Genomic DNA, 21674 nt, shown 5'->3' on the forward strand with positions numbered 1-21674 from the left:
TCAAATACATCGCTTACAAGCGTTCGATAATCGTCACGTTGGCCTGGCCGCCACCTTCGCACATGGTCTGCAAGCCGAAGCGTCCCCCGCTGCGCTCCAGCTCATGCAACAACGTGCACATCAACCGGGTGCCGGTGGCGCCCAGCGGATGGCCGAGGGCAATCGCGCCGCCGTTGACGTTGGTCTGTTCATGGGGATAACCGGTCTCTTTGAGCCAGGCCATCGCGACCGAAGCGAAGGCTTCGTTGATCTCCACCCGATCGATGTCTTCAAGCTTCATCCCGGCTCGCTTGAGTGCATAAGCGGTGGCCGGGATTGGAGCGGTGAGCATCCAGATCGGGTCTGCGGCGCGCACGCTGAGGTGGTGGATACGCGCGCGCGGTGTCAGTCCGTAGCGTTTGAGTGCTGTTTCAGAAACGATCAACATCGCGCTGGCCGCGTCGCAGGTCTGGCTGGACACTGCTGCGGTCACCCGGTCGCAGCCAAACAGAACGTCCAGTTCGGCCATTTTCGCCAGGCTGGTCTGGCGCGGCGTTTCGTCGTGCACGACTCCGGCCAGTGGCACGATTTCCCGGTTGAACCGCCCTTGCTCGATGGCCCGCAATGCCCGCTGATGGGACTCCAGTGAATAGGCTTCCAGCTGTTCTCGGGACAGCCCCCACTTCTCGGCAATCATCTGCGCCGAACGGAATTGAGTCGGCGGTTGTACGCCATAGCGCCGGACCCAACCTTCGGAGCCGCTGAACGGATCACTGAAGCCCAGCGGTTCGGCAGCGATCATGGCTGAGGAAATAGGAATCTGGGTCATGGTTTGCACGCCGCCGGCGACGACCACATCCTGGGTGCCGCTCATCACCGCTTGGGCGGCAAAGTGCACCGCTTGCTGGGACGAACCGCACTGGCGATCGATGGTGGTGCCGGGTACCGCCTGCGACAGGCCGGCGGCCAGCCAGCAGGTGCGGGCAATGTCCCCGGCCAGCGGACCGATGGTGTCGACACAGCCGAAGATCACGTCGTCGTAATCGTCATCGGGGATGTCGTTGCGTTGGACCAGTGCGCGCAATACATGGGCGCCCAGATCGGCTGCGTGAATCTGGCTCAAACCACCCTTGCGCCGTCCGGTTGGCGTGCGCAGGGCGTCGACAATATAGGCTTCAGGCATGTTATCTCTCGAAAAAAGGTGGAACTCGTCAGAAGGTCTGGCCGGCGCCTAACGCCGGTTTGCCGTTGAACAAGGCCGCGCGGATCCGCCCTTTGTGATGGCCGCGATCACCCCAGACTTTGTCCAGCGCCCAGGCGCGTTTCATGAACAAGTGCAGGTCGACTTCCCAGGTGTAGCCCATGGCGCCATGGGCCTGAATGGTGTTTTTCGCGGCGAGCATGGCGGCTTCCGAAGTTGCCAACTTGGCATGGGACACCAGCACTTCCTGCCCCGGTTGCTGCTCGGCCAGTGCATAGGCGGCGCGATACAGCGGCCCCTTGGCGAACTCGATCTGCACCGCGACGTTGGCCATCAAATGCTTGACGGCCTGAAACGAACCCACCGGTTTGCCGAACTGTTTGCGCTCAAAGGTGTAATCCACCGCGAGGTCGACCATGCGTTTGGCCAGCCCCAGCATTTGCGCGGCACAGCCCAGCGCCCCACGATTAAACGCGGCGGCCCACAAGCGCCGGCCCTGCTCACCAGCGGCCACGCAGGTGGCGGACGTTGGCGTCCAGTCGACCTGAAACAGCTGACGACTGGGATCGACCGACACATTGCGGGTCAGGCGCACCGCGCAAGGTTCCACCGCATGCACCTCATCGCCATGAGCCAGCAACAGCAAATCGGCGACATGAGCATCGCTGACCAGCGGGTTACCCGGTTCGGCAATCGCCAGTCGCGCGCGTCCTTCTGCGACCCGCCCCAGCCAATGTTGTTTGAGTGCCACGTGGCGCTCATCAAGGGCGGCGAGCAACGGCACGCCGATCAGCATCGTGTCCACCAGCGGCTCGGGCAGACCGGCATAACCACATTCCTGAGCAAGCAGAATGAAGTCCAGCTCATTCATCCCCATCCCGTTCTGCTCTTCGGGAACCGTCAGCGCGGTCAGGCCCAACTCCACCAATTGGGCCCAGAGCTGATCGCTGCGCCCGCTATGGCAAAGCCAGAGTTCGCGAATACGCTCTGGGGTGACCTCGTTGATCAGAAAACTTCTGACGTTGTCCTGGAACAGCAATTGGTCGCGGCTGAAACTAAAGTCCATGGTCTATTCCTCAGGCACGCGGCATGCCGAGCATGCGTTCGGCAATGATGTTGCGCTGGATCTCGTTGGTGCCGGCGTAGATCGGTCCGGCCTGGGCAAACAGAAAACCTTCCAGCCAATGGCCGACATCGCCCGCAGCAGGTGCTTCGGGCAGCAGCTCGCCACGCAAGCCGAGAATGCTCATAGCGGTGTCGTGCATGCGCTGATCGAGTTCCGACCAGAAGATTTTGTTGGTCGAAGACTCCGGTCCGATCTTGCCGCCCTGCACCAGTTTCGAGGCGGTCATGTAGGTGCTCAGGGTGTAAGCCTCGGCGTCCAGCCAGGCGCGCATCACCGACTCGCCAATGGCCGGGTCACGATCAGCCTGCTCGCGGTTGGCCTGGTACAGCTGCACCAGTCGCCGAGCGGTTTCCTGAAATCGTGCGGGTGAACGCAGCAGCAAACCGCGCTCGAACCCGGCGGTGGACATCGCCACATGCCAACCCATGCCCTCGCCGCCCAGCGCGTTTTCCACCGGAACCTTGACGTCGTCGAAGAAAATCTCGGCGAACCCGGGCAAGCCATTGAGCTGAGGAATCGGCCGTACGGTGATTCCCGGACTGTCGAGCGGCAGCAGAATAAACGTCAGGCCTTGATGGCGCTGCGAATGAGGGTCGGTGCGGAAGATACCGAACACCCAGTCGGCCCACACGGCGCGAGTCGACCAGGTTTTCTGGCCGTTGATCACATAATGGTCACCCACCCGTTCGGCCTTCGAGCGGATTGCCGCCATGTCGGAGCCGGCGCCTGGCTCGGACCAGGCCTGGGCCCAGATATCTTCGCCAGTGGCCATGCGTGGCAAAAAGCGCGCTTTCTGTGCCTCGCTGCCATATTCCATCAGCGTCGGGCCGAGCAGGAAGATGCCGTTCTGGTTAACCCGTGCAGGCGCGCCAGAGCGGTAGTACTCCTCCTCGAAGATCAACCACTCGATTAAGTCGCAACCGCGCCCACCGAGATCGATCGGCCAGGTGACCATGCCCCAGCGACCGTCGTTAAGCCGGTTTTCCCAGGCACGGTGCTCGGCAAAGCCTTGCTCGGTGTCGAACGATTGCAGCGGTTCACGGGGTACATTGGCCGTCAGCCAGGTCCGCGCCTCGGCGCGAAAGGCCTGCTGGGCCGGGGTGTATGTCAGGTCCATGAGAGTGCCTTCAGCCGTTGAAGTGGGCATCACGCTTCTCGACGAACGAGTCGCGTGCTTCCTGTGAGTCCAGTGAGCGATAGGCCTCGAGCGTGAAGCCCTGCTCCCAGCGATATTTGTCTTCCAGATTGCCGTCTTCGATACCGCTCAGCGCTTCTTTGGCGAGGCTGATCATGGCCGGGCTCTTGGCGGCGATGGTGCGGGCGATCTGCAGCGCGGCCTCACGCAAGTCCTCGCGCTTGACCACACGCTCTACCGCACCCAGGCGCCAAGCCTCGGCGGCATCGATCATCGCGCCGGTAAAGTACATGTGACGGACCTTCTGCACCGGGAACAACCGCTGCAAATGCGCGCCGCCGCCCATGGCACCGCGATCGACCTCGGGCACGCCGAAACTGGCGCACTCGGAGGCCACCAGAATGTCGGCCGCGCCGCAGATGCCGATGCCGCCGCCGAGGACGAAGCCGTGTACGGCGACGATGACCGGTTTCGGATTGCGGTGAATGGCCTTGAAACTGTCGTAGTTGCCTTTGTTCACCGCCACGATCAGGTTGCCATCGGCGGCCAGTTCCTTGATGTCGACCCCGGCGCAGAAGCCGCGACCTTCGGCGCGAATCACGATCACCCGCACGTTGGCGTCTCGACCGAGGCCTTCGATCTCGCTGGCGATATCGGCCCAGCCCTGACAATTGAAGGCGTTGACCGGTGGCTGGTTGAACACCAGTTCGGCAATGCCGTTATCGATACTGACGCTAAATGGTTTCATGCCTTTCCCCTTCACGACACACGGCGGCACAGCTCGCCCAGACGCGCTTCGGCGTCACGGACGATCTGTTCAATCAATTGGGCGCAGCTGGGCAAGCTGTCGATAGACGCGGCGATCTGGCCGGCGGGCAGTACACCTTCGGCGGGTAACCCATCGACCATGGCTTTCTGAATCACCATCGGCGCGTTGGCGGCCATGATGCTTTGGGCGGCCGTCAGCTCACCGCTGCCGCGCATGTTCAAAACACTGCCGAGCAGTTGCGTCAGGCTCATGCCACTGTGGCGGCGGTACGCCAGGCCACTCTGGAAGGCCAACAACAAGCGTTTGAGACCACCACTGGCTTCAAGCTGGTTGAGCAATTCGTTGCGAATCATCCGTTGCGGCATACCGTCGATGGCGCGACTGATGATGATCGCCGCCGGGTCCTTGACCGCGAGGTAACGCGACAGGGTCGCCTGCGGCACCGGGCTGTCGGCGCACATCAGAAAGCGCGTGCCCATGGCAATGCCTTCGGCGCCGTAGGCCAGGGCCGAGACCAGACCTTTACCATCCTTGAAACCACCGGCGGCCACCACGGGCACCGAGACTGCGTTGACGACTTGATCGAGCAGTAGCGAAGTCGGCACCGAGCCCGTATGCCCACCGCCCTCGCCGCCCTGTACGGTGACCGCATCGGCGCCCATTTCCACGGCTTTCTGCGCGTGCTTGAGCGCTCCAACGGTGGGGATGCACACCACGCCGGCATCCTTCAGACGGCTGATCATTTGCTTGCCGGGCGAGCGGCTGTAGCTGACCGCCCTGACGTTGTGGCGCAGCACCAGCTCGACGATCTCTGCGGCGTTGGCCTGGTACATATGAAAATTGACGCCGAAAGGCTGATCGGTCAGACGCCGGGTTTCGAGGATCGCTGCCTCCATCCGCTGAGGCTCAATGGTCGCCCCGGCGAGAAAGCCGAAGCCGCCGGCATTGCCCGTGGCCGCCACCAGTTTCGGGTCGGCGACCCAGCCCATCGCGGTCTGGATGATCGGATAGCGACAGCCAAGTAATTCGGTTAGGCGGGTATTCAAAGAGATCGCCATGCTCACGCCCCGCCCGAGGTGCGTTGCGAACGGGCCATGGCCTTGGCGTCATATCCGCCGAGTCGGTCACCCGACACCAGTTCATTGTGGGCGTGGGCGAAGTGGTGCAGGCCGAAGACCATGTCCATGGTCGCGCGCTTGCCCATCAGGTCTTCGGCGTTGTTGACTGCCTGCTTGCTCAATTGCAGACCGAGGCGCGGCATCTGCGCGATGCGTCCGGCGATGTCGAGGGTTTGCTGTTCCAGCTCTTCGCGTGCCACTACCCGGTTGAGCATGCCCATTTGATAGGCGCGCGCCGCCGGCATGCGCTCGCCGAGGAACAGAAACTCCTTGGCGATTCGCGAGTTCAGCTCATGCACATGGGCGAAGTACTCGACCCCGGGAATGCCCATCCGCACCACCGGATCGGCGAAGTAAGAATCCTCACTGGCGACGATCAGGTCGCAGACCCAGGCCAGCATCAGCCCACCCGCGATGCACGCTCCCTGGACCATGGCGATGGTTGGCTTGGGCATTTCGCGCCAGCGGCGGCACATGCCCAGATAGACTTCCTGCTCTCGGGCGTAGAGAAACTCGCCGCCCGGTTTGTTCACATGGTCGTACCACAGGCTGGCACGGTCGAAGGTCTGATCGACGTCGCGACCCGGTGTGCCGATGTCATGCCCGGCGGAGAAATGCTTGCCGGCGCCACGCAGCACGATGACTTTCACCTCATCGTTATCGCAGGCCCGGCGAAACGCCGCGTCCAGCGCGTAGGTCATCTGCGAGTTCTGCGCGTTGTGGTACTCGGGGCGATTCATGGTGACCAGGGCCACCGCGCCGCGCACCTCGTAAAGCACCACGTCGGCCTCGTTCTTGTCGTTATGTTCAGCCATCACTTTTCTCCGAAACGGGGGCGCTCAGCGTTGGCCTGGCGGATTGTCTTTGAGCTGGCTGGCACGCAGGTTGTGCGGGTCCAGGCGCTGGATCAGCTGCAATTGCTCGACGGTCGGGGCAGCCGTGGTCGGGCAGTCTTGCGGCACATGCAGGGCAAACCCGGTGTTGTCCTGAACCTCGGCCACCGTCACGCCGGGGTGCAGCGAGCGAATGCGCATTTGCCGGAGCGGGCCCAGGAAATCCAGCACGCAGAGGTCAGTGATGATCAGGCGGATATCGATGTCGTCCAGCGACCGGCCGCGCGCCAGACGCGCCGGGTTGTAGCCGACCGAGGCGACCATATCGACCTCGCCTTCGACGAACACCCGACGGTTGTGGCTGGGTACGCAAAAGGAGTTGGCGTGGCTGATCGAGTTGCCGGGGAAACCGCGTACGCCAAGCATTTGCGCCTTGGGTTTGGCGTAATCGCCAATGCACGAAATGTTCGCCTGGCCGAAGCGGTCAATCTGGGTCGGGCCGACCAGCGCATGGCGCTTGCCGCCCCACACGTTGTCGAAAATCCGCGAGAAACCCATCCAGCTGTCGCGCTTGGGTTGATAGCCGTTGCGCGCGCCCAACGGCACCGGTTCGGCGACCATGTAGGCTTCGGAGTCGGTCATCAGCAACTGCGGATTGCTGCTGAGCATGGCCAGTGACGCGGCGAGGCGCGGGATCACACCGATGCCGCTGGCCAGGACCTCACCATCGTCGCGCCAGGCTTCGGAAGCGGCGCAGATCATCAATTCGGCGAGGCTGTAAGTGGTAGTGCTCATCGCAAGGCTCCCTTAAAAAATCGGCAACGGCAGTTGGCGGATCGCAGCCAGGCCGCCGACCTTGTCCAGGTACTGTTCGTGAGTGCAGTCGACGTAGTCGCGGACATAGTCCTGCCAGCCATCGACGGCTTGGACCGAAGCGTTGTAAGCCTTGAAGTGCGCCACGTCGAAACCGTACAGCGGCGCGCAGGAAGACGGATGCGCACCGCCCGGCACGTGGGCCACGGCGGTGGTCAGGTTGCGTTCCCAGAACACCTGATTCGCATGCCCGGCATCGGCGTGGAAATGTTCGCTGTCCACCAGTTCGTCGCAGGTCACGTAGCTGTGAGTCGCGGCACGTACGAACAGGTCGTCCATGTAGTGATCGGGGCCGCTGATCTGGCAGACACCGCGCGCATCGGCACGGTCGACGTGGATCAGCGCCGCATCGAGTTTGAGCGCCGGCATCGCGACCCAGTCCTTGCCATCGGCATAGGGCGAGGCAATCAGCTTGATCTGCCGGTTGTGGCGCAGCACGTCGGTGCCCAGACCAACTGCCGTCGGAATAAACGGCACATTCATCGCTGCGGCCCGCAAACCGAGCAGGAGCATGCCTTCGTCGATTTCCATCACCTCCAGCGCCGCCTCTTGGCGTGCCTTGCGGAAGTACGGCTCCAGTGGAATGAAATCCAGGGAAACGAAGGCGAACACCAGTTTCCTGATCTTGCCGGCCGCGCAGAGCATGCCGACATCGGCACCGCCGTAGGCGACCACGGTGAGGTCCTTGAGGTCGGAGCGCAAAATCTCCCGCACCAACGCCATGGGTTTGCGCCGCGGCCCCCAGCCACCGATGCCGATGGTCATGCCGTCACGCAGTTGGCCGACCATCTCGGCCGTGGTCATTCGCTTGTCCATCGTCATCTTCCTCATTGGCGACCGACACTGAAGTCGTGGCCCCAGTGGCTGACCTCGGTGCTTTCAAAAGGTGTGTGGCGATCCCAATCCACCACCAGGCCATCGCAGCCGTACTCCAGATCAAACCCGGACGGCGTCTTGATGTAGAACGAGATCATCTGATCGTTGGTGTGCTGGCCCAGGGTGGCCGACAGCTTCACGCCGTTGGCGTGCACGCGATCAAGGGCGCGACCGACTTCGTCCAGCGCGTTGACCTCGACCATCATGTGCACGCAGCCGTGGGGCATCGGGCACTCGAAGATCGCCAGCGAGTGATGCCGACCGTTATTGCAGTGCAGGAAGTGGATGCGCTTTTGCGGCTCGGCCGGGTCCGGAGTGAAGCGGACTTTCATCAGGTCGGACAGCCCGAAACCGAGTACTTGCTCGTAGAAATCCCGGCAACGCTCAAAGCTCGGCGCCGGCAGTACCACGTGGCCCATGCCTAATTCGTTGGTGACGAAACCCTTGACCCCAACTGGCGAGACGAAGCGTGCGAAGTCTTGCAAAGGCCCCCAGAACAGCTCGTGGCGATTGCCATCCGGGTCGCTGAAGTGCACCAGCTCCTGGACCTTGCGAACCTCGGCCTGGGCCACGGTGCCGCGGGTAACTTGCACATCGGCTTGTTCCAGAACGCTGACGGCGTGTTCGAGTGCCGCTTTGCCAGACACTTCCCAGCCGCACGCACCGAAGCCGTTCTCAGCGCTTTTCTCCACCAGAATGCGGTAATGGCGCTCGTCCATTTTCAGGTACAGCCGCTCATCGTCATCGCTGCCGGCCACCATCATGCCCAGCACCTGGCTTGCGTACTGGCGCCATTGCGCCAAGTCGCTGGATAACAGGGTGACGTAACCCAGACCACGGATATCCATGGATGCACTCCTCGTTCTTTTTCTAAGGCCCCGCCGCACTCGGCGGCTGCCGGGGGAGACTTTATGCAGGGCTATTCAAGCGGGTTTGCGCGGGGGCAACATCGTCCAATGGGACTAGCGGAAATGATTGGTGGAGGCATAAAAACATGTGGGAGCGGGCTTGCTCGCGAAGAGGCCATATCAGTCAACATTGATGTTGAATGTAAGACCGCCTTCGCGAGCAAGCCCGCTCCCACAGGGGTGATGGGGTGTTCAGATGCTTGAGTGGCGGGTTTTAAGCCTTACGGAAGTGCGGGATTACTTTTTCACCAATGTTGCGCAGGGTTTCCAGTTGCGCCCATTGCGGCACGGTGCCCATCTGGCAGATGAACAGGATTTCGTCGGCACCGGCATCGATCAGGCGCTGCACGTAACCGATGCAATCCTCGACGGTGCCGTAGGCGTGGTTGGGGTTCATCATCGCCATGGTCGGGTCGGAGAAATCGACGCTGACTTCTTCCGAGGCGAAGCGCGACTTGATCACGCTCTGGCCGTTGCCATCGACGAAGGTGTCGTCCTTCCACTTCTCCGGGTCCGGGCGCTCGCCACCGCCGTACCAGTAGCCCAACGACTCCATGAAGTAACGCTGGCCACGAATGCCAATGCGGCGCGCCTCTTCGTTGTTTTCCAACACGATCGCCGGGCACAGGGCTGCGATGTGCCGGTTGGGACGGAAGCCCACCTGTTTCTTCTCATCGCGGTTGTCCCAGGCTTCATGGTAGACCTCGACTTTCTTGGCGATTTCTTCCGGGCCACCGAAGCCCAGCACCAGGGCGCCCATGCCGCGTCCGCCGGCGTTTTTCAGCGACTCGGTGTTGGTGCAGGCCAGGTACATCGGCGGGTGCGGGTCTTGATAAGGCTTGGGATGGATCGGCCGCTTGGGGATCTGTACGAAGTCGCCGTTGTGTTCGATTTCGTCCTGCACGAACATTTTCGGGATCAGGTACATCATTTCGTCGATCTGCGGCTGCAACGTGGCCAGGTCGTAGCCGAAGGTGCCGGCCTCCTGCTGGGTGCCACCCTTGCCGACGCCAAAATGCACCCGGCCCTTGGACAACAGGTCGAGGGTCGCTATGCGTTCCGCGACTTTCACCGGGTGGTTCATCGCCGGTGGCAGGCAGACTACGCCGTGGCCGATGCCGATGCGTTCGGTTTTGCCGGCGACGAAGGCCAGCATGGTTTCCGGCGCGGACATGTGCGAGTAGTTGCTCAGCGCCGTGTGCTCCACGCACCAGAAGGTATCGAAGCCGAGTTTGTCGGCCAACACGGCCTGCTCGACGGTGTCTTCGAAAATCCGGCGGTCGCCTTCGCGGCTGGAGTCCACCGTCTGGGCTTCGTAAATCAGTGAAAATTTCATGGTTGATCCTTGTGTTTATTGGATGCGCAGTCGGCGCCAGAGACCTGTGCCTTGCCCCCATGCTCGGGCATCGGCGGGGCGCTCGAATCACGCAAACGGACTAGCTGACTCAAAGGGAAAAGTCAGAGAAAAAAGTCGTTGCTGTCCTGGCCCATGCTGACCCCGCCGAGATTCCAGGCGTACTTGGCCGGGTTATTCGCGACGTGCGCGCGGCCGGTGTGAATGTCGCGGAATGCCCGGTTGATCGTGTGGCTGCGGAAGATGGTCGAGGCGCCGCTGTTGAACATCAGGTCGGCAACCGCTTTGGCGCACTTGTCGGCCACCAGCGCCGAGTCGTAACGCATCTTCACCCGCTCGGGCATGCTCAATGGCTCCGCGCCTTGTGCCCGTTGCAACATCAGAGCGAAGTTGCGCAGCAGGACGGTTTTGCACTCGTCAACGCAGACCATGGCGTTGGCCAGCGCGGACTGCGCGGCCGGGTCCTGGACCATTTTGCGACCGTCGTTGACCCCGACCCGCGCGCGATTGTGCTCGACAAACTGATCCACTGCGCCCTGCAGGGCACCAATGGCCGAGGACGACACCGCCCGCACAAAAATCTGCCCGAATGGCAGGCGGAACAGCGGCGCGGTGTTCACTGCGTTACCCGGACTGTCCTGCATGAAACCGTCGAACGCGCGATGAGTGCGGTACTCCGGAACGAAGGCGTTCTCCACCAGGATGTCGTGGGAGCCGGTGGCTTCCAGGCCCATGACATTCCAGTTATCGAGAATCTGGTAGTCGCTACGCGGCACCAGGAAAGTCCGGTAATCCGGCGCCCCGCCCGCCTCCTCCGGTGGCACCAACGCCCCCAGGAACACCCAGTCGCAGTGCTTGCTGCCGGAAGAAAACCCCCAGCGCCCGCTCAGTTTGAAACCACCCTCGACCCGCTCGACCTTGCCCACCGGCATATAGGAAGAAGAGATCAACACACTGGAGTCGGCGCCCCAGACATCCTGTGCCGCACGGTCATCGAACAGCGCCAGTTGCCAGTTATGGATCGCCACCACCCCCAGCACCCAGGCCGAGGACATGCAGCCTTCGGCGAGGGTCATCTGCACCTCGAAGAAGTCCTTGGGTTCGAGTTCATAGCCTTCCCAGCGCGATGGCTGAAGGATGCGAAAGAACCCGGCGTCGTGGAAATCCTTCAGCGTTTCTTCAGGCAGCTGGCCGGCTTGCGCGGCGTTCAGGGCGCGTTCACGCAAGATCGGCACCAGCTCGCGGGCACGTTGGCTCAGACGCTGGCGAATCAGGTCTTGGTTGAGCATTTTTATTGTTCTCCTCTGTTCACCCCATCCGCCGGGGCGCGCGTGCAGCGGGGCGGATGCAGCACCGGTGGTGCTCGCCTCCACAGCGGCATTCAAGCAATGCGTGGGGCGATGGGCATCCCTCAAACGGACCATGTGGCGTTTGAAGAAAAGCGAAGGATGAAAGCGAAGATCAAAAGATCGCAGCCTGCGGCAGCTCCTACAGGGGACTGCGTACAGCCGTAAGAGATTGGTCGGCAGATAAGCCGTCATCGTCGGAACGCCGCCCGGACCAAGCTCGCTCCCACAGGGGATCGGTGTCGCCTTTCGCCTTTCGCTTCTCACCACTCAACAGGCCGAGCGTTAGCTCGCCTGCAGCTCTTGATCTTGATCCACCCGCCCCTTCGGGAGGCTGAGTGGAGGTGTTCATCTGGGGGGCAGGCGCGAAGCGCCGTTCGACGAAGTCGAACACATCGAGAGGAGGTTGAAGCGAAGCCAACCGGAGGCGATGCCCCCAGATGGACACCGGAGCGAAGGAACGCCGAGCCTAAGCGAGGGGCCGGACGCTCGGGGCGAGACCTTTGCTTCCTTTGGGGCGTTTGCCAAAGGGAGTTGCCGTAAGGGCGAAACCGTCAGCCGCCACAACCGAAGAAATGGATATGTACTCGATCAACAAGAGCCTGGTCGGCCCGAAGGCCGCCAAGGCCTAGTCCCCTCGGACGATGTTACGGCGGGGCGTCAGAGCAAGAATCCATCGCACTCCATGCACAACGAAAGGGCTAGTGCGATGAACGACATCAATTTGAAAGCCGACATGCTCCAGGCCATGCGCCGCCTGGCCAAGTCAGTCACCATAATCAGCACCAGTAACGGCTCCGAGCGCTTCGCCATGGCCGCCACGGCCGTCGACTCCCTCAGTACCGAACCACCCTCGCTACTTATCTGCATCAACAAAACCGCCTCCCCTCATGCCGCACTGGCGACCGGCGCAGACTTCTGCGTCAACATCCTCGGCGTCGAACAACAAGACCTCGCCCACCTGTGCAGCGGCGCGATCAAAGGCGAAGCACGATTCGACCGTGGCAACTGGCTGACCAGTGCCGGCGGCATTCCCTATCTGGGAGACGCCCAATCGGCAATCCTCTGCCGGCAAGACGGCCACTTCAGCTACGGCACCCATACCGTATTCATCGGGCGCATCCTGCAAATCCACACCAGCGAAGCGATCACCCCGCTGGTCTACCTCGACGGCACCTACACCACCACCGCCAAACCCGTCCCCTCCTTCGCTGTCGCTGGCTGAGGCCTGAAAAAATGGACAGCCTGAACGGGTTGACGGCGTTGCGAGTGAGCAGCGCCGACCAGCTGAACTGGGATGATCGCTGCGACTTGCTGGTGGTCGGTTTCGGCGGCGCCGGCGCCTGTGCCGCCATCGAAGCCGCCAGTCGCGGATTGACGGTGCTGGCGCTGGACCGCTTTGAAGGTGGCGGCGCCACCGCGCTCAGTGGCGGAGTGGTGTATGCCGGTGGCGGCACGCCGTATCAGCGCCAGGCTGGCTATGAAGACAGCAGCGAAGCGATGTTCAACTACCTGCGCCAGGAAGTCGGCGAAGCCGTCAGCAGTCAGACGCTGCGTAGTTTCTGCGAAGGCAGTGCCGAACAACTGGCGTGGCTTGAGCGTCAGGGTGTCGCGTTCGAATCCAGCGTACCGCCGCATAAAACTTCGTACCCGAGCGACCAGTACTACCTTTATTACTCCGGCAACGAAGCCGTACCGGCCTATGCCGCCATTGCCAAACCGGCACCTCGCGGTCACCGCACCAAAGGCCCCGGCATGTCCGGCGCCAGCCTGTTCGCCCCGCTCAAGGCCAGCGCCTTGCGTCACGGTGCGCGCCTGCGCAGCCAGTGCGAAGTGCGGCGGTTGGTGCTTGACACCAGCGATCACGTGTTGGGGGTCGAAGCCTGGCACCTGCCGCCCGGTAGTCGCGCAGCCCGTCAACATGCCCGGCTTTCACGTTGGGCCAGCGCCATCCACATGTACGCCCCGGCATTGGCCGACCGTTTGCGCGCTCGCTTGCGACGCATCGAACAAACCAGTGCCGAACGCCAGCTGATTCGCGCCGAACAGGGTGTGTTGCTGAGCAGCGGCGGTTTTATCTTCAATCGCGGGTGGGTCCGCCAGCATGCGCCGCAGTATCTGGCCGGTTTGCCGCTGGGGACCACAGGCTGTAACGGCAGCGGAATCGCCCTGGGCCAGAGTGCCGGTGGCAGCGTGGCGCGGATGGACAAGGTCAGCGCCTGGCGTTTTATCAATCCACCACTGGCCTGGGCCCGAGGGCTGATCGTCAATGCTCGGGGTCAGCGTTACGCCAACGAAGAAATCTACGGTGCGACCCTCGGCCACGCGATGGTCGAAGAGCAGGACGGTCGCGCGATTCTGATTCTCAACCGGGCGCTGGTGCGCGAGGCATTGCGTCAGGTCGGGCCGGGCAAGGTCTGGCAATTCCAGCGCCTGCCGGTGCTGCTCAATTTGCTGTTTAACGCCCGGCGCAGCAACAGCTTGACGAAGCTGGCCAAGCGTTGCGGTTTGCCCATCGAGGTCCTGCGACAGAGCGAGGAAACCTACAGCCGCGCCGCGCGGGGCGAAGTCGTTGATACGTTCGGCAAATCGCAAGCCATGCTCGCCGACATGGACCAGGGGCCGTGGTACGCCCTCGATCTGTCATTCGCCAGCCGCCTGTTTCCCTGCCCTGTCATCACCCTTGGCGGGCTGAAAGTCTGCGAGCACAGCGGTCAGGTGCTGGACCACGCAGGTCAGCCGATCCGTGGTCTGTACAGCGCCGGCCGCAATGCAGTCGGGATCGCTTCCAACCTTTATGTCTCCGGCCTGTCGCTGGCCGATTGCATCTATTCCGGTCGCCGGGCCGCTGCCCATCTGGCCGATCAAGTCGCACTTCAAACCACATGCTCAGGAGAACAACAATGCAACGTGTAGAAGGCAAAGTCTGCATCATCACCGGCGCCGCCAGCGGCATCGGTCGCGAAGACGCTCTGCTGCTGGCCTGCGAAGGCGCCAAAGTCGTGCTGACCGATCTCAACGAAGAAGCCGGCCGTCAGGTCGCCGCAGAAATCGGCAGCAATGCGCTGTTCATTCGCCACGACATTGCCAGCGAAAGCGATTGGCAACACGTGATCAAAACCACCCTGGAACACTTCGGGCGCCTCGACGTACTGGTGAACAACGCTGCGATTCTGGCCTTGGGCAGCATCGAAGACACCACGCTTGAACTGTGGCAGAAGGTGCAGAAAATCAATGGCGACGGTTACTTTCTCGGCTGCAAATACGCGATCCAGGCCATGAAGGAAACCGGCGGCGGCTCGATTATCAATATGTCGTCGGTGGCGGCGCTGGGTGCGATGCCGATGTTCTGTGCCTACTCGGCGTCCAAAGGCGCGGTGGCGGCAATGACTCGCTCGATTGCCTTGCACTGCAAGCAACAGGGCTACCGCATTCGCTGCAACAGCGTGCACCCGGATGGCGTCAACACGCCGATGACCCAGGCCTTGACCGGCGGCCAGCCGATCCCTCAGGAATCCCTCGACCAAGACCCGATGAATCGTATGTGCGCGCCCCGGGACATCGCCAATGTGGTGCTGTTCCTCGCCACTGACGAGTCACGTTTCGTCAACGGCGCCGAGATCCGCGTCGACAACGCCCAATTGATCAGCGGGCTCTGAGGCCGAGGTGAACATGGGCACGCAACAGCAGAACCTGACACCGGCCGAACCAGCGACGGGAAGCTACTCATTGCAAGTGTGCGCGGTGATCGACGAGACCTTTGATGCGCGCTCGCTGGTGCTGGATATACCGCCAACCTTGCGTGAGCGCTTTCGTTACAAACCGGGCCAGTTCCTGACCTTTCGCGTGCCCTGCGCCGGCAAGCTGTTGACCCGCTGTTACTCCATGGCCAGCTCGCCGCTGTCGGATGCGCGGCCCAAGGTCACGGTCAAACGGGTCGAGGGCGGTCGGGTGTCGAACTGGATGAACGAGGTCCAGGTCGGCGACTGGCTGGAGGTGTTGCCGCCAGCCGGGCATTTCTGTCTGGACGAGGAGCAATCGGTTGATAGACCGCTGGTGCTGTTCGGCGGAGGATCGGGCATTACCCCGGTGTTTTCGATCCTGAAATCAGTGCTGCACAGCAGCCAGCGGCCGATCAAGTTGATCTACGCCAACCGTGAAGAAGCCTCGGTGATTTTCAAGGATGAGTTATGTCAGTTGATCAAGGCGCATCCTGATCAACTGCACCTGGTGCACGTCCTCGACTCGGTTCAGGGTTTCCTGACCGACGCCCAGGTGCGTCATCTGCTGCGCGGTTCGGCTGGCGGTGACTACTTTATCTGCGGACCGGGGCCGTTCATGGACACCGTGGAGCGCACGCTGTTGGGACTGGGCGAAGCCGCCGAACGCATCCATGTCGAGCGCTTTGTCTCGCCTCCGGACCCTGACGAACTGTTGGCCGAAGAGGCGCTGGCCCGGGCCGCGGCACTCGGCTCGCAGTGCGAAGCGCTGATCGTCGAACTCGATGGTCAGCAACACAAAATCGCCTGCAGCCCCGGCGACACCCTGCTGCAAAGCTGCAAAGCGGCAGGCCTGGACGTGCCTTCTTCTTGCGAAGAAGGTTTTTGCGGGGCCTGCATGTGCGTCGTCCAGGAAGGTGAGATTCAGTTGGCACGCAACGATGTGCTCAGTCCCAAAGAGTTGGCCGAAGGCTGGACGCTGGCCTGCCAGAGCCGTCCAACCGGCGCCCGGGTACGGTTGAAATTCCCGGATTGAACGTCCGTCAGCCATAGTCTCAACGGACGATCACCTTGGCCGGGTCTGCGGTTAGACTCGGCCACAGCATTAGCCCACAACAATAAAAGAGGTGCAGTTATGGCTCGTTTGCAGAACAAGGTCGCGGTGGTTACCGGCGGCGCTTCAGGGATCGGTCTGGCCTGTGTGCGCCGCTTCGCCGCTGAAGGCGCGCAAGTGGTGGGGCTGGACATCGGCACCGCACCGGCGGATTTCCCTGGCCTGTTCATGACCCTCGATGTGCGCGATGAAGCGCAGGTCCAGCAGGTCATGCAAGAAGTCATCGGCCACTTCGGGCGCATCGACGTGCTGGTCAACGCAGCCGGCGTTGCCGATCAGGGCAGCGTGACCCAGACCACCACCGCCAACTGGCAACGGGTGATGGACATCAACCTGACGGGCAGCATGCTCACCAGCAAATACGCGCTGGAATCGATGGTGTCCCAACGCAGCGGTTCGATCATCAATGTCGGCTCGATCTTCGGCCTGCAAGGCTGCGACGGCAACGTTGCTTATAACGTCTCCAAGGGCGGCATCAACCAGCTGACCCGCTCGATGGCCATTGATTACGGCTACGCCAATATCCGCGTCAACGGCTTGTGCCCCGGCCTGATCGAAACGCCGATGACCAGCATGGTCCGCGAGCAGGAAGCCTTCCACGCCTTCTTTGCCTCGCAGCACATGCTCAATCGCTCCGGGCAACCGGAAGAAGTGGCCAACGTCGCGCTGTTCCTGGCGTCAGACGAAGCGTCCTTTGTCAGCGGCCAGATGATCGCAGTGGACGGTGGTTTCTCCGCCGGTCGCCGCTTCGCCCCGCCCGCCCAGTAATTCGCTATCCGGCCGGGCGCCCTGCCCGGCCCACTCCCTTTTTCGCCACTGTCTTCTAACCGGGGAGGCCACATGCCGCCTGTCGCAACCGCACTGACCATCGCTCAACTGTTCGCCAACGCTGCCCAGGCCTACGGCGACCGCCCGGCCATCGAGGATGACGGGCGCTCGATCAGCTACCGAGAACTCGACCAGCTGCGCCGCCAAGCCGCCCGCGCGCTACTGGCACTGAACGTCCAAGCCGGAGATCGGGTGGCGATCTGGGCGCCTAATATGTGGGAGTGGATCGTGGCCGCCGGTGCGCTACAAAGTGTCGGCGCAGCACTGGTGCCACTCAACACCCGCATGAAGGGCAGCGAGGCTGGTTACATCCTTCGCGAAAGCGGTGCCTGCGTGCTGTTTGCCATCGGTGAATTTCTGGGTGCCGATTACCCGCGCATGCTGGCGTCTGAAGCACTGCCGGCGCTACGGCAGATCGTCACCTTGCGCGACGGTGGTTCGGGCACCCTGAACTGGGATGACTTCCTCGACCTGGGCGCAGACGTTTCGCAATTGTCCCTACGAACCCGCGAACAAAGCTTTGGCCCACAAGCGCTGTCCGACCTGCTGTTCACCTCAGGCACCACCGGCAAGCCCAAAGGCGTGATGACCAACCATGGACAAAACCTGCGGGTGGTGCGCGACTGGAGCGAGGTGGTGGGTTTGCGTGAGGGCGATCGCTACCTGATCGTCAATCCGTTCTTCCATTCCTTCGGTTACAAGGCCGGTTGGCTGGCGGCGCTGATGCGCGGCTGCACCATCGTGCCGCAGCAGGTGTTCGATGTGCAGGCGGTGCTTGAATGCGTCGAGCGCGAACGGATCACCGTGCTGCCCGGCCCGCCGACGCTCTATCAGTCATTGCTTGCCCATCCGCAACGCAGCGAATTTGACCTGACGTCATTGCGGGTAGCGGTGACCGGTGCCGCGGCGATTCCGGTGGAGATGATCCGGCGTATGCGCGACGAACTGGGGTTTGCCACCATCGTCACCGCCTACGGTCTTACCGAAGTCTGCGGTTTTGCGACGATCTGCCGTCCTGGTGATTCGCCGGAATTGGTCGCCAACACTAGCGGCCGGGCCATGCCCGGTGTGGAAATTCGCTGCGTTGGCAACACCGGCCGCAGCCAGCCGGCCAACGTTCCCGGCGAGGTTCAGGTGCGCGGCTACAACCTGATGCAGGGTTATTTCAATGATCCGCAGGCCAGCCGGGAAGTCCTCGATGCCGACGGCTGGTTGCACACCGGGGACATCGGCGTGCTCGACGAACAGGGTTACCTGCGCATCACCGACCGCCTCAAAGACATGTTCATCACTGGAGGTTTCAATGTGTACCCGGCGGAGATCGAACACTGTTTGCTGACCTACCCCGGCGTGGCCCAGGTCGCGGTGATCGGCATCCCCGATGAACGTCTTGGTGAAGTGGCAATGGCGTTCCTGCTGCCGGCTCCAGGCATCGAGATCGAGCAAGCCCGATTCCTCGCCTGGTGCCGTGAGCAGATGGCCAACTACAAAGTCCCGCGCCGGGTGCGGGTGCTTGAGAGCATGCCGCTCAACGCAGCGGGCAAAGTGACCAAGAATGTGTTGCGTGAGTGGGCTGAGATGGATGCCGAATAAATCCCCAAACCTGTAGCAGCTGGCGCAGCCTGCGTTCGGCTGCGCAGCAGTCGTCAATCCAGCTCATGCGGTTAACCTGTCCAACCGTGGTAGCTGATTTTACGACTGCTGCGCAGCCGAACGCAGGCTGCGCCAGCTGCTACGGGGATAAAGCAGTATTTGAGATCGTCAGATCACCCGTGCCGGATGCTGCTGGCGCGGGTCGCCGAGCATGGCGCGGTGGGAAGGTGGCTGGCGGCCGCCGGCTTCGCTGATGCCGTAACCGGCGGCGATTTCGGCGGTGATTAATGTCTGCCCGGAGAACGTCATCAACTGCGGGTCATTGAGCAGAGCGTGAATCACCCGGCCATTGAATTGCGGGGTTTCGGCATCTGCCAGAAAGGCCTTGTATTGCTCGCCATGTTGCTCGCCGGCTATCCGGGTGCGTTCGGTCAGTTGCGGGCCGAGCCATAGCGATAACGCCGCCACGCCTCGCCCCTCGAAGTCGATGGCCATGTCGGCCGCCAACTTGTCGCAACCCACTTTTTGCGCGCCATACGCAGGGCCATGCATGTAGCACCCGGCACCGAATGACGAGGTGAAACAAATCAGCCCTCGACCGCTGCGCAGCAACAACGGCGCGGCGTGATAACTGGCGATATAGGCCGAACGCAGACCAACGTCGAGGATCCGTACCAGGTCCAGCGGTTTCTCCCAGAAAGGTCCCGGTTCAATCAACTGGTCATGAATGAACGCAGCATTGTTCACCAGCAAATCCAGTTGCCCGCATTCGCTTTCAACCCGGGCGAACAGTGCCTGGACCTGCGCATCATCGGCATGATCGCAGACCACCGCGATACCCCGCCCACCCGCCGCAGTAATCGCGGCAGCCGTGTCCTTGAGTGAGCCGCGCAATGCATGCCCATACAAATTCGATCCACCGTGCTCCGGCGCACGTCCGGTGACGAACACCGTCATGCCCGCAGCGCCAAGGGCCAGGGCGACGCCCTGACCGACCCCGCGACTGGCGCCGGTCACCACCGCGACTTGTTTAAGTGGCTGATTCATTCGATGCTCCTGAACAGGCTTTTGGCCGAGCTGGTCTCGCTCTGACACTTGATGTGATTGGCCGCCACGTAACCGAAGGTCATTGCCGGGCCAATGGTCGAGCCGGCGCCCGGGTACGTGCGCCCCATCATCGAAGCGGCGCTGTTGCCGATGGCATACAAACCGTTGATGGGTTGCCCGTCCTCATGCAACACGCGGGCGTTAACATCGGTCAGCAAACCACCCTTGGTGCCGATATCCCCGGCATCAATGCGCACGGCGTAGAACGGACCTTTGAGCAACGGCGCCAGGCAAGGATTGGGCTGCACATTCGGATCACCGTAGTAGCGATCGAACAGCGATTCACCTTTATGGAAATCAGCGTCGACACCCTGCACGGCCATGCCGTTGAAACGCTGCACCGTACGGACCAGCCCGGCACCGTCGACGCCGATTTTTTCTGCCAGCGCCTGCAAACTCGCAGCCTTGTAAAAGTACTCGCGCAGATGCTCGGGCAGCTGCCAATCGGGCTGGGCGTAGCCTGGTAGTAACGCGCCGCAGGGGTACTTGCGGCGGAATTCGGCGTCGAACACCATCCAGCACGGCACACTCACCGCGCCTTCGCGATTGTTGGCGTACATCGCGTAAACGATATCGGTATAGGGCGCGGCTTCGTTGACGAAGCGTTCGCCGGCAGAGTTGACCAGCACGCAGCCAGGCAAGGTCCGTTCGACGAACAGCGCGCGCTGTTTTTCCTCACCCTGGACATGAGTGGTCGGCGCCCACCAGCTATGGTCCATCAGCGCAGTGCGAGCACCGATTGCCTGACCGGCGCGAATGCCGTCACCGGTATTGTGCGGCGGTGTGGCACTCCAGGTGGCCTGGGTCGGCTGTGGCAGATACTGCGTACGCATCGCCTGATTACGCTCGAAACCACCGGCCGCGATGATCACGCCGTAGCGTGCCTTGACGTTGAGTAATTGCCCGTCGCGACAGACGCGAGCGCCGCCAACCCGATCACCAACGAGCAGCAGTTCTTCCAGTGCACAGTTCAGCCAAAGGGACTTGCCGCGATCCTGCAACGAACAGCGCAAGGCGCCGATCAATGCATTGCCAAGGGTCAGGAAACGGTCGCGGCGTGACAACCGTCGGCCCTCGCGGTCACGCCAGTAACGCCACATCACCCGCAGCGTCAGTCGCAACCAGCCAGGGCCACGACACAGCAGAACCTGCGCCTCTTTCATGGTCATCGCCATGCGTCCCATCATCAGTGTTCCGGGGGATGGCGCACGCATGCGCAGAAACTCCTCACCCAGTTCGGCGGCGTCAAACGGTTGCGGGTCCATGGAGCGGTAGCCCGGTTTTCCGCCTTCGACTTCCGGGTAGTAATCGGCATAGCGAGGCTGCGCCTCGAAACGCACGCGGGTCTGTTGCTCAAGGTATTCGACCATCTCGCGACCGTGTTCGACATAGGCTTCGATACGTCCGTCATCGATCTCGCCATGGGTCACCGCACGGATATAGGCAATCGCTTCTTCCGCTGAATCACTGCCGCCCAGGGCTTTGATCCGATGGTTGTCAGGTATCCAGATGCCGCCACCGGACACCGCCGAGGTGCCGCCGTATTCGGCGCTCTTCTCGATCAATAGCGCATTGAGCCCCAGATCGTGGGCACGCAGCGCCGCAGTCATTCCCCCCGCTCCGGAGCCAATCACCAGTACATCGCAGCACTCATCCCATTTGATCCCGGCAGCTTTCATGCGATCACCTTTGCTCAGCGCCCATCAGGCAGAAACCGCCGCCGCCAGATCTTCGCCCGGTGCAGTCGGTCTCGGGATTGTTCGCCGCGTGCCCTGAACGGTCATCGTCCGATGGG

General features: G+C 62.1%; 19 protein-coding genes. 6 read left to right on the forward strand and 13 right to left on the reverse strand.

What is annotated here, in order from left to right; translation table 11 throughout:
• Window positions 1-13 precede the first annotated feature (13 nt).
• The 11 genes from ACMXYH_RS19775 to ACMXYH_RS19825 all read right to left on the reverse strand — a co-directional run bounded on the left by ACMXYH_RS19775 (window position 14) and on the right by ACMXYH_RS19825 (window position 11461).
• Window positions 14-1162: an acetyl-CoA C-acetyltransferase gene (locus ACMXYH_RS19775; protein WP_415764577.1), complete on the reverse strand. Its 1149-nt coding sequence runs from the start codon at window positions 1160-1162 to the stop codon at window positions 14-16.
• 28 nt (window positions 1163-1190) lie between these two features.
• Window positions 1191-2246 (reverse strand): acyl-CoA dehydrogenase family protein, encoded by a 1056-nt coding sequence (locus ACMXYH_RS19780; RefSeq protein WP_415764578.1) that lies wholly within the window; start codon window positions 2244-2246, stop codon window positions 1191-1193.
• Between the two features lie 10 nt (window positions 2247-2256).
• Window positions 2257-3423: an acyl-CoA dehydrogenase family protein gene (locus ACMXYH_RS19785; protein WP_415764579.1), complete on the reverse strand. Its 1167-nt coding sequence runs from the start codon at window positions 3421-3423 to the stop codon at window positions 2257-2259.
• A gap of 10 nt (window positions 3424-3433) precedes the next feature.
• Entirely contained in the window at window positions 3434-4189 is a 756-nt protein-coding gene (locus ACMXYH_RS19790) for an enoyl-CoA hydratase family protein (RefSeq protein WP_134418679.1), read from the reverse strand.
• Between the two features lie 11 nt (window positions 4190-4200).
• Window positions 4201-5268 carry an NAD(P)H-dependent flavin oxidoreductase gene (locus tag ACMXYH_RS19795; protein ID WP_415764580.1) on the reverse strand — a complete coding sequence of 356 codons (1068 nt, stop codon included), beginning with the start codon at window positions 5266-5268 and terminating at the stop codon, window positions 4201-4203.
• 2 nt (window positions 5269-5270) lie between these two features.
• Complete coding sequence (locus tag ACMXYH_RS19800; protein ID WP_415764581.1) at window positions 5271-6143, reverse strand: enoyl-CoA hydratase; 873 nt, start codon at window positions 6141-6143, stop codon at window positions 5271-5273.
• Between the two features lie 24 nt (window positions 6144-6167).
• Window positions 6168-6956 (reverse strand): CoA-transferase subunit beta, encoded by a 789-nt coding sequence (locus tag ACMXYH_RS19805; RefSeq protein WP_415764582.1) that lies wholly within the window; start codon window positions 6954-6956, stop codon window positions 6168-6170.
• 12 nt (window positions 6957-6968) lie between these two features.
• Window positions 6969-7850, reverse strand: coding sequence for a CoA transferase subunit A (locus ACMXYH_RS19810; protein WP_129443177.1), 882 nt, complete (start codon window positions 7848-7850; stop codon window positions 6969-6971).
• A gap of 11 nt (window positions 7851-7861) precedes the next feature.
• Window positions 7862-8758 carry a VOC family protein gene (locus ACMXYH_RS19815; protein ID WP_415764583.1) on the reverse strand — a complete coding sequence of 299 codons (897 nt, stop codon included), beginning with the start codon at window positions 8756-8758 and terminating at the stop codon, window positions 7862-7864.
• A 274-nt stretch (window positions 8759-9032) separates the two neighbouring features.
• The gene (locus tag ACMXYH_RS19820) at window positions 9033-10154 is read right to left on the reverse strand and encodes an LLM class flavin-dependent oxidoreductase (RefSeq protein WP_140679471.1); all 1122 of its coding nucleotides are present in this window, start codon (window positions 10152-10154) and stop codon (window positions 9033-9035) included.
• 122 nt (window positions 10155-10276) lie between these two features.
• On the reverse strand, window positions 10277-11461 hold the full coding sequence (locus ACMXYH_RS19825; protein WP_415764584.1) for a flavin-dependent monooxygenase: 1185 nt from the start codon (window positions 11459-11461) through the stop codon (window positions 10277-10279).
• Window positions 11462-12227: 766 nt separating this feature from the next.
• On the opposite strand from ACMXYH_RS19825, the gene ACMXYH_RS19830 reads away from it, so the two are divergent.
• From ACMXYH_RS19830 to ACMXYH_RS19855, 6 genes are all read left to right on the forward strand, one after another.
• Window positions 12228-12743: a flavin reductase family protein gene (locus tag ACMXYH_RS19830; protein WP_046049829.1), complete on the forward strand. Its 516-nt coding sequence runs from the start codon at window positions 12228-12230 to the stop codon at window positions 12741-12743.
• 11 nt (window positions 12744-12754) lie between these two features.
• Window positions 12755-14434: an FAD-binding protein gene (locus tag ACMXYH_RS19835; RefSeq protein ID WP_415764585.1), complete on the forward strand. Its 1680-nt coding sequence runs from the start codon at window positions 12755-12757 to the stop codon at window positions 14432-14434.
• Window positions 14422-15177, forward strand: coding sequence for a glucose 1-dehydrogenase (locus ACMXYH_RS19840; protein ID WP_415764587.1), 756 nt, complete (start codon window positions 14422-14424; stop codon window positions 15175-15177). The genes ACMXYH_RS19835 and ACMXYH_RS19840 overlap by 13 nt, the downstream gene beginning before the upstream one ends.
• Window positions 15178-15190: 13 nt before the next feature.
• Window positions 15191-16273 (forward strand): 2Fe-2S iron-sulfur cluster-binding protein, encoded by a 1083-nt coding sequence (locus tag ACMXYH_RS19845; RefSeq protein ID WP_415764588.1) that lies wholly within the window; start codon window positions 15191-15193, stop codon window positions 16271-16273.
• A gap of 99 nt (window positions 16274-16372) precedes the next feature.
• Entirely contained in the window at window positions 16373-17119 is a 747-nt protein-coding gene (locus tag ACMXYH_RS19850; RefSeq protein WP_046054830.1) for an SDR family NAD(P)-dependent oxidoreductase, read from the forward strand.
• Between the two features lie 72 nt (window positions 17120-17191).
• The gene (locus tag ACMXYH_RS19855) at window positions 17192-18772 is read left to right on the forward strand and encodes a FadD3 family acyl-CoA ligase (RefSeq protein ID WP_415764590.1); all 1581 of its coding nucleotides are present in this window, start codon (window positions 17192-17194) and stop codon (window positions 18770-18772) included.
• 168 nt (window positions 18773-18940) lie between these two features.
• On the opposite strand, the gene ACMXYH_RS19860 is transcribed toward ACMXYH_RS19855, so the two are convergent.
• Complete coding sequence (locus ACMXYH_RS19860) at window positions 18941-19819, reverse strand: SDR family NAD(P)-dependent oxidoreductase (RefSeq protein WP_415764591.1); 879 nt, start codon at window positions 19817-19819, stop codon at window positions 18941-18943.
• Entirely contained in the window at window positions 19816-21558 is a 1743-nt protein-coding gene (locus tag ACMXYH_RS19865; protein ID WP_415764592.1) for an FAD-dependent oxidoreductase, read from the reverse strand. Before ACMXYH_RS19865 ends, ACMXYH_RS19860 begins: the two co-directional genes overlap by 4 nt.
• Window positions 21559-21674: the final 116 nt, after the last annotated feature.

Origin of the sequence: Pseudomonas frigoris (genome assembly GCF_047758635.1) — a bacterium.
Classification (GTDB): Bacteria; Pseudomonadota; Gammaproteobacteria; order Pseudomonadales; family Pseudomonadaceae; genus Aquipseudomonas; species Aquipseudomonas frigoris.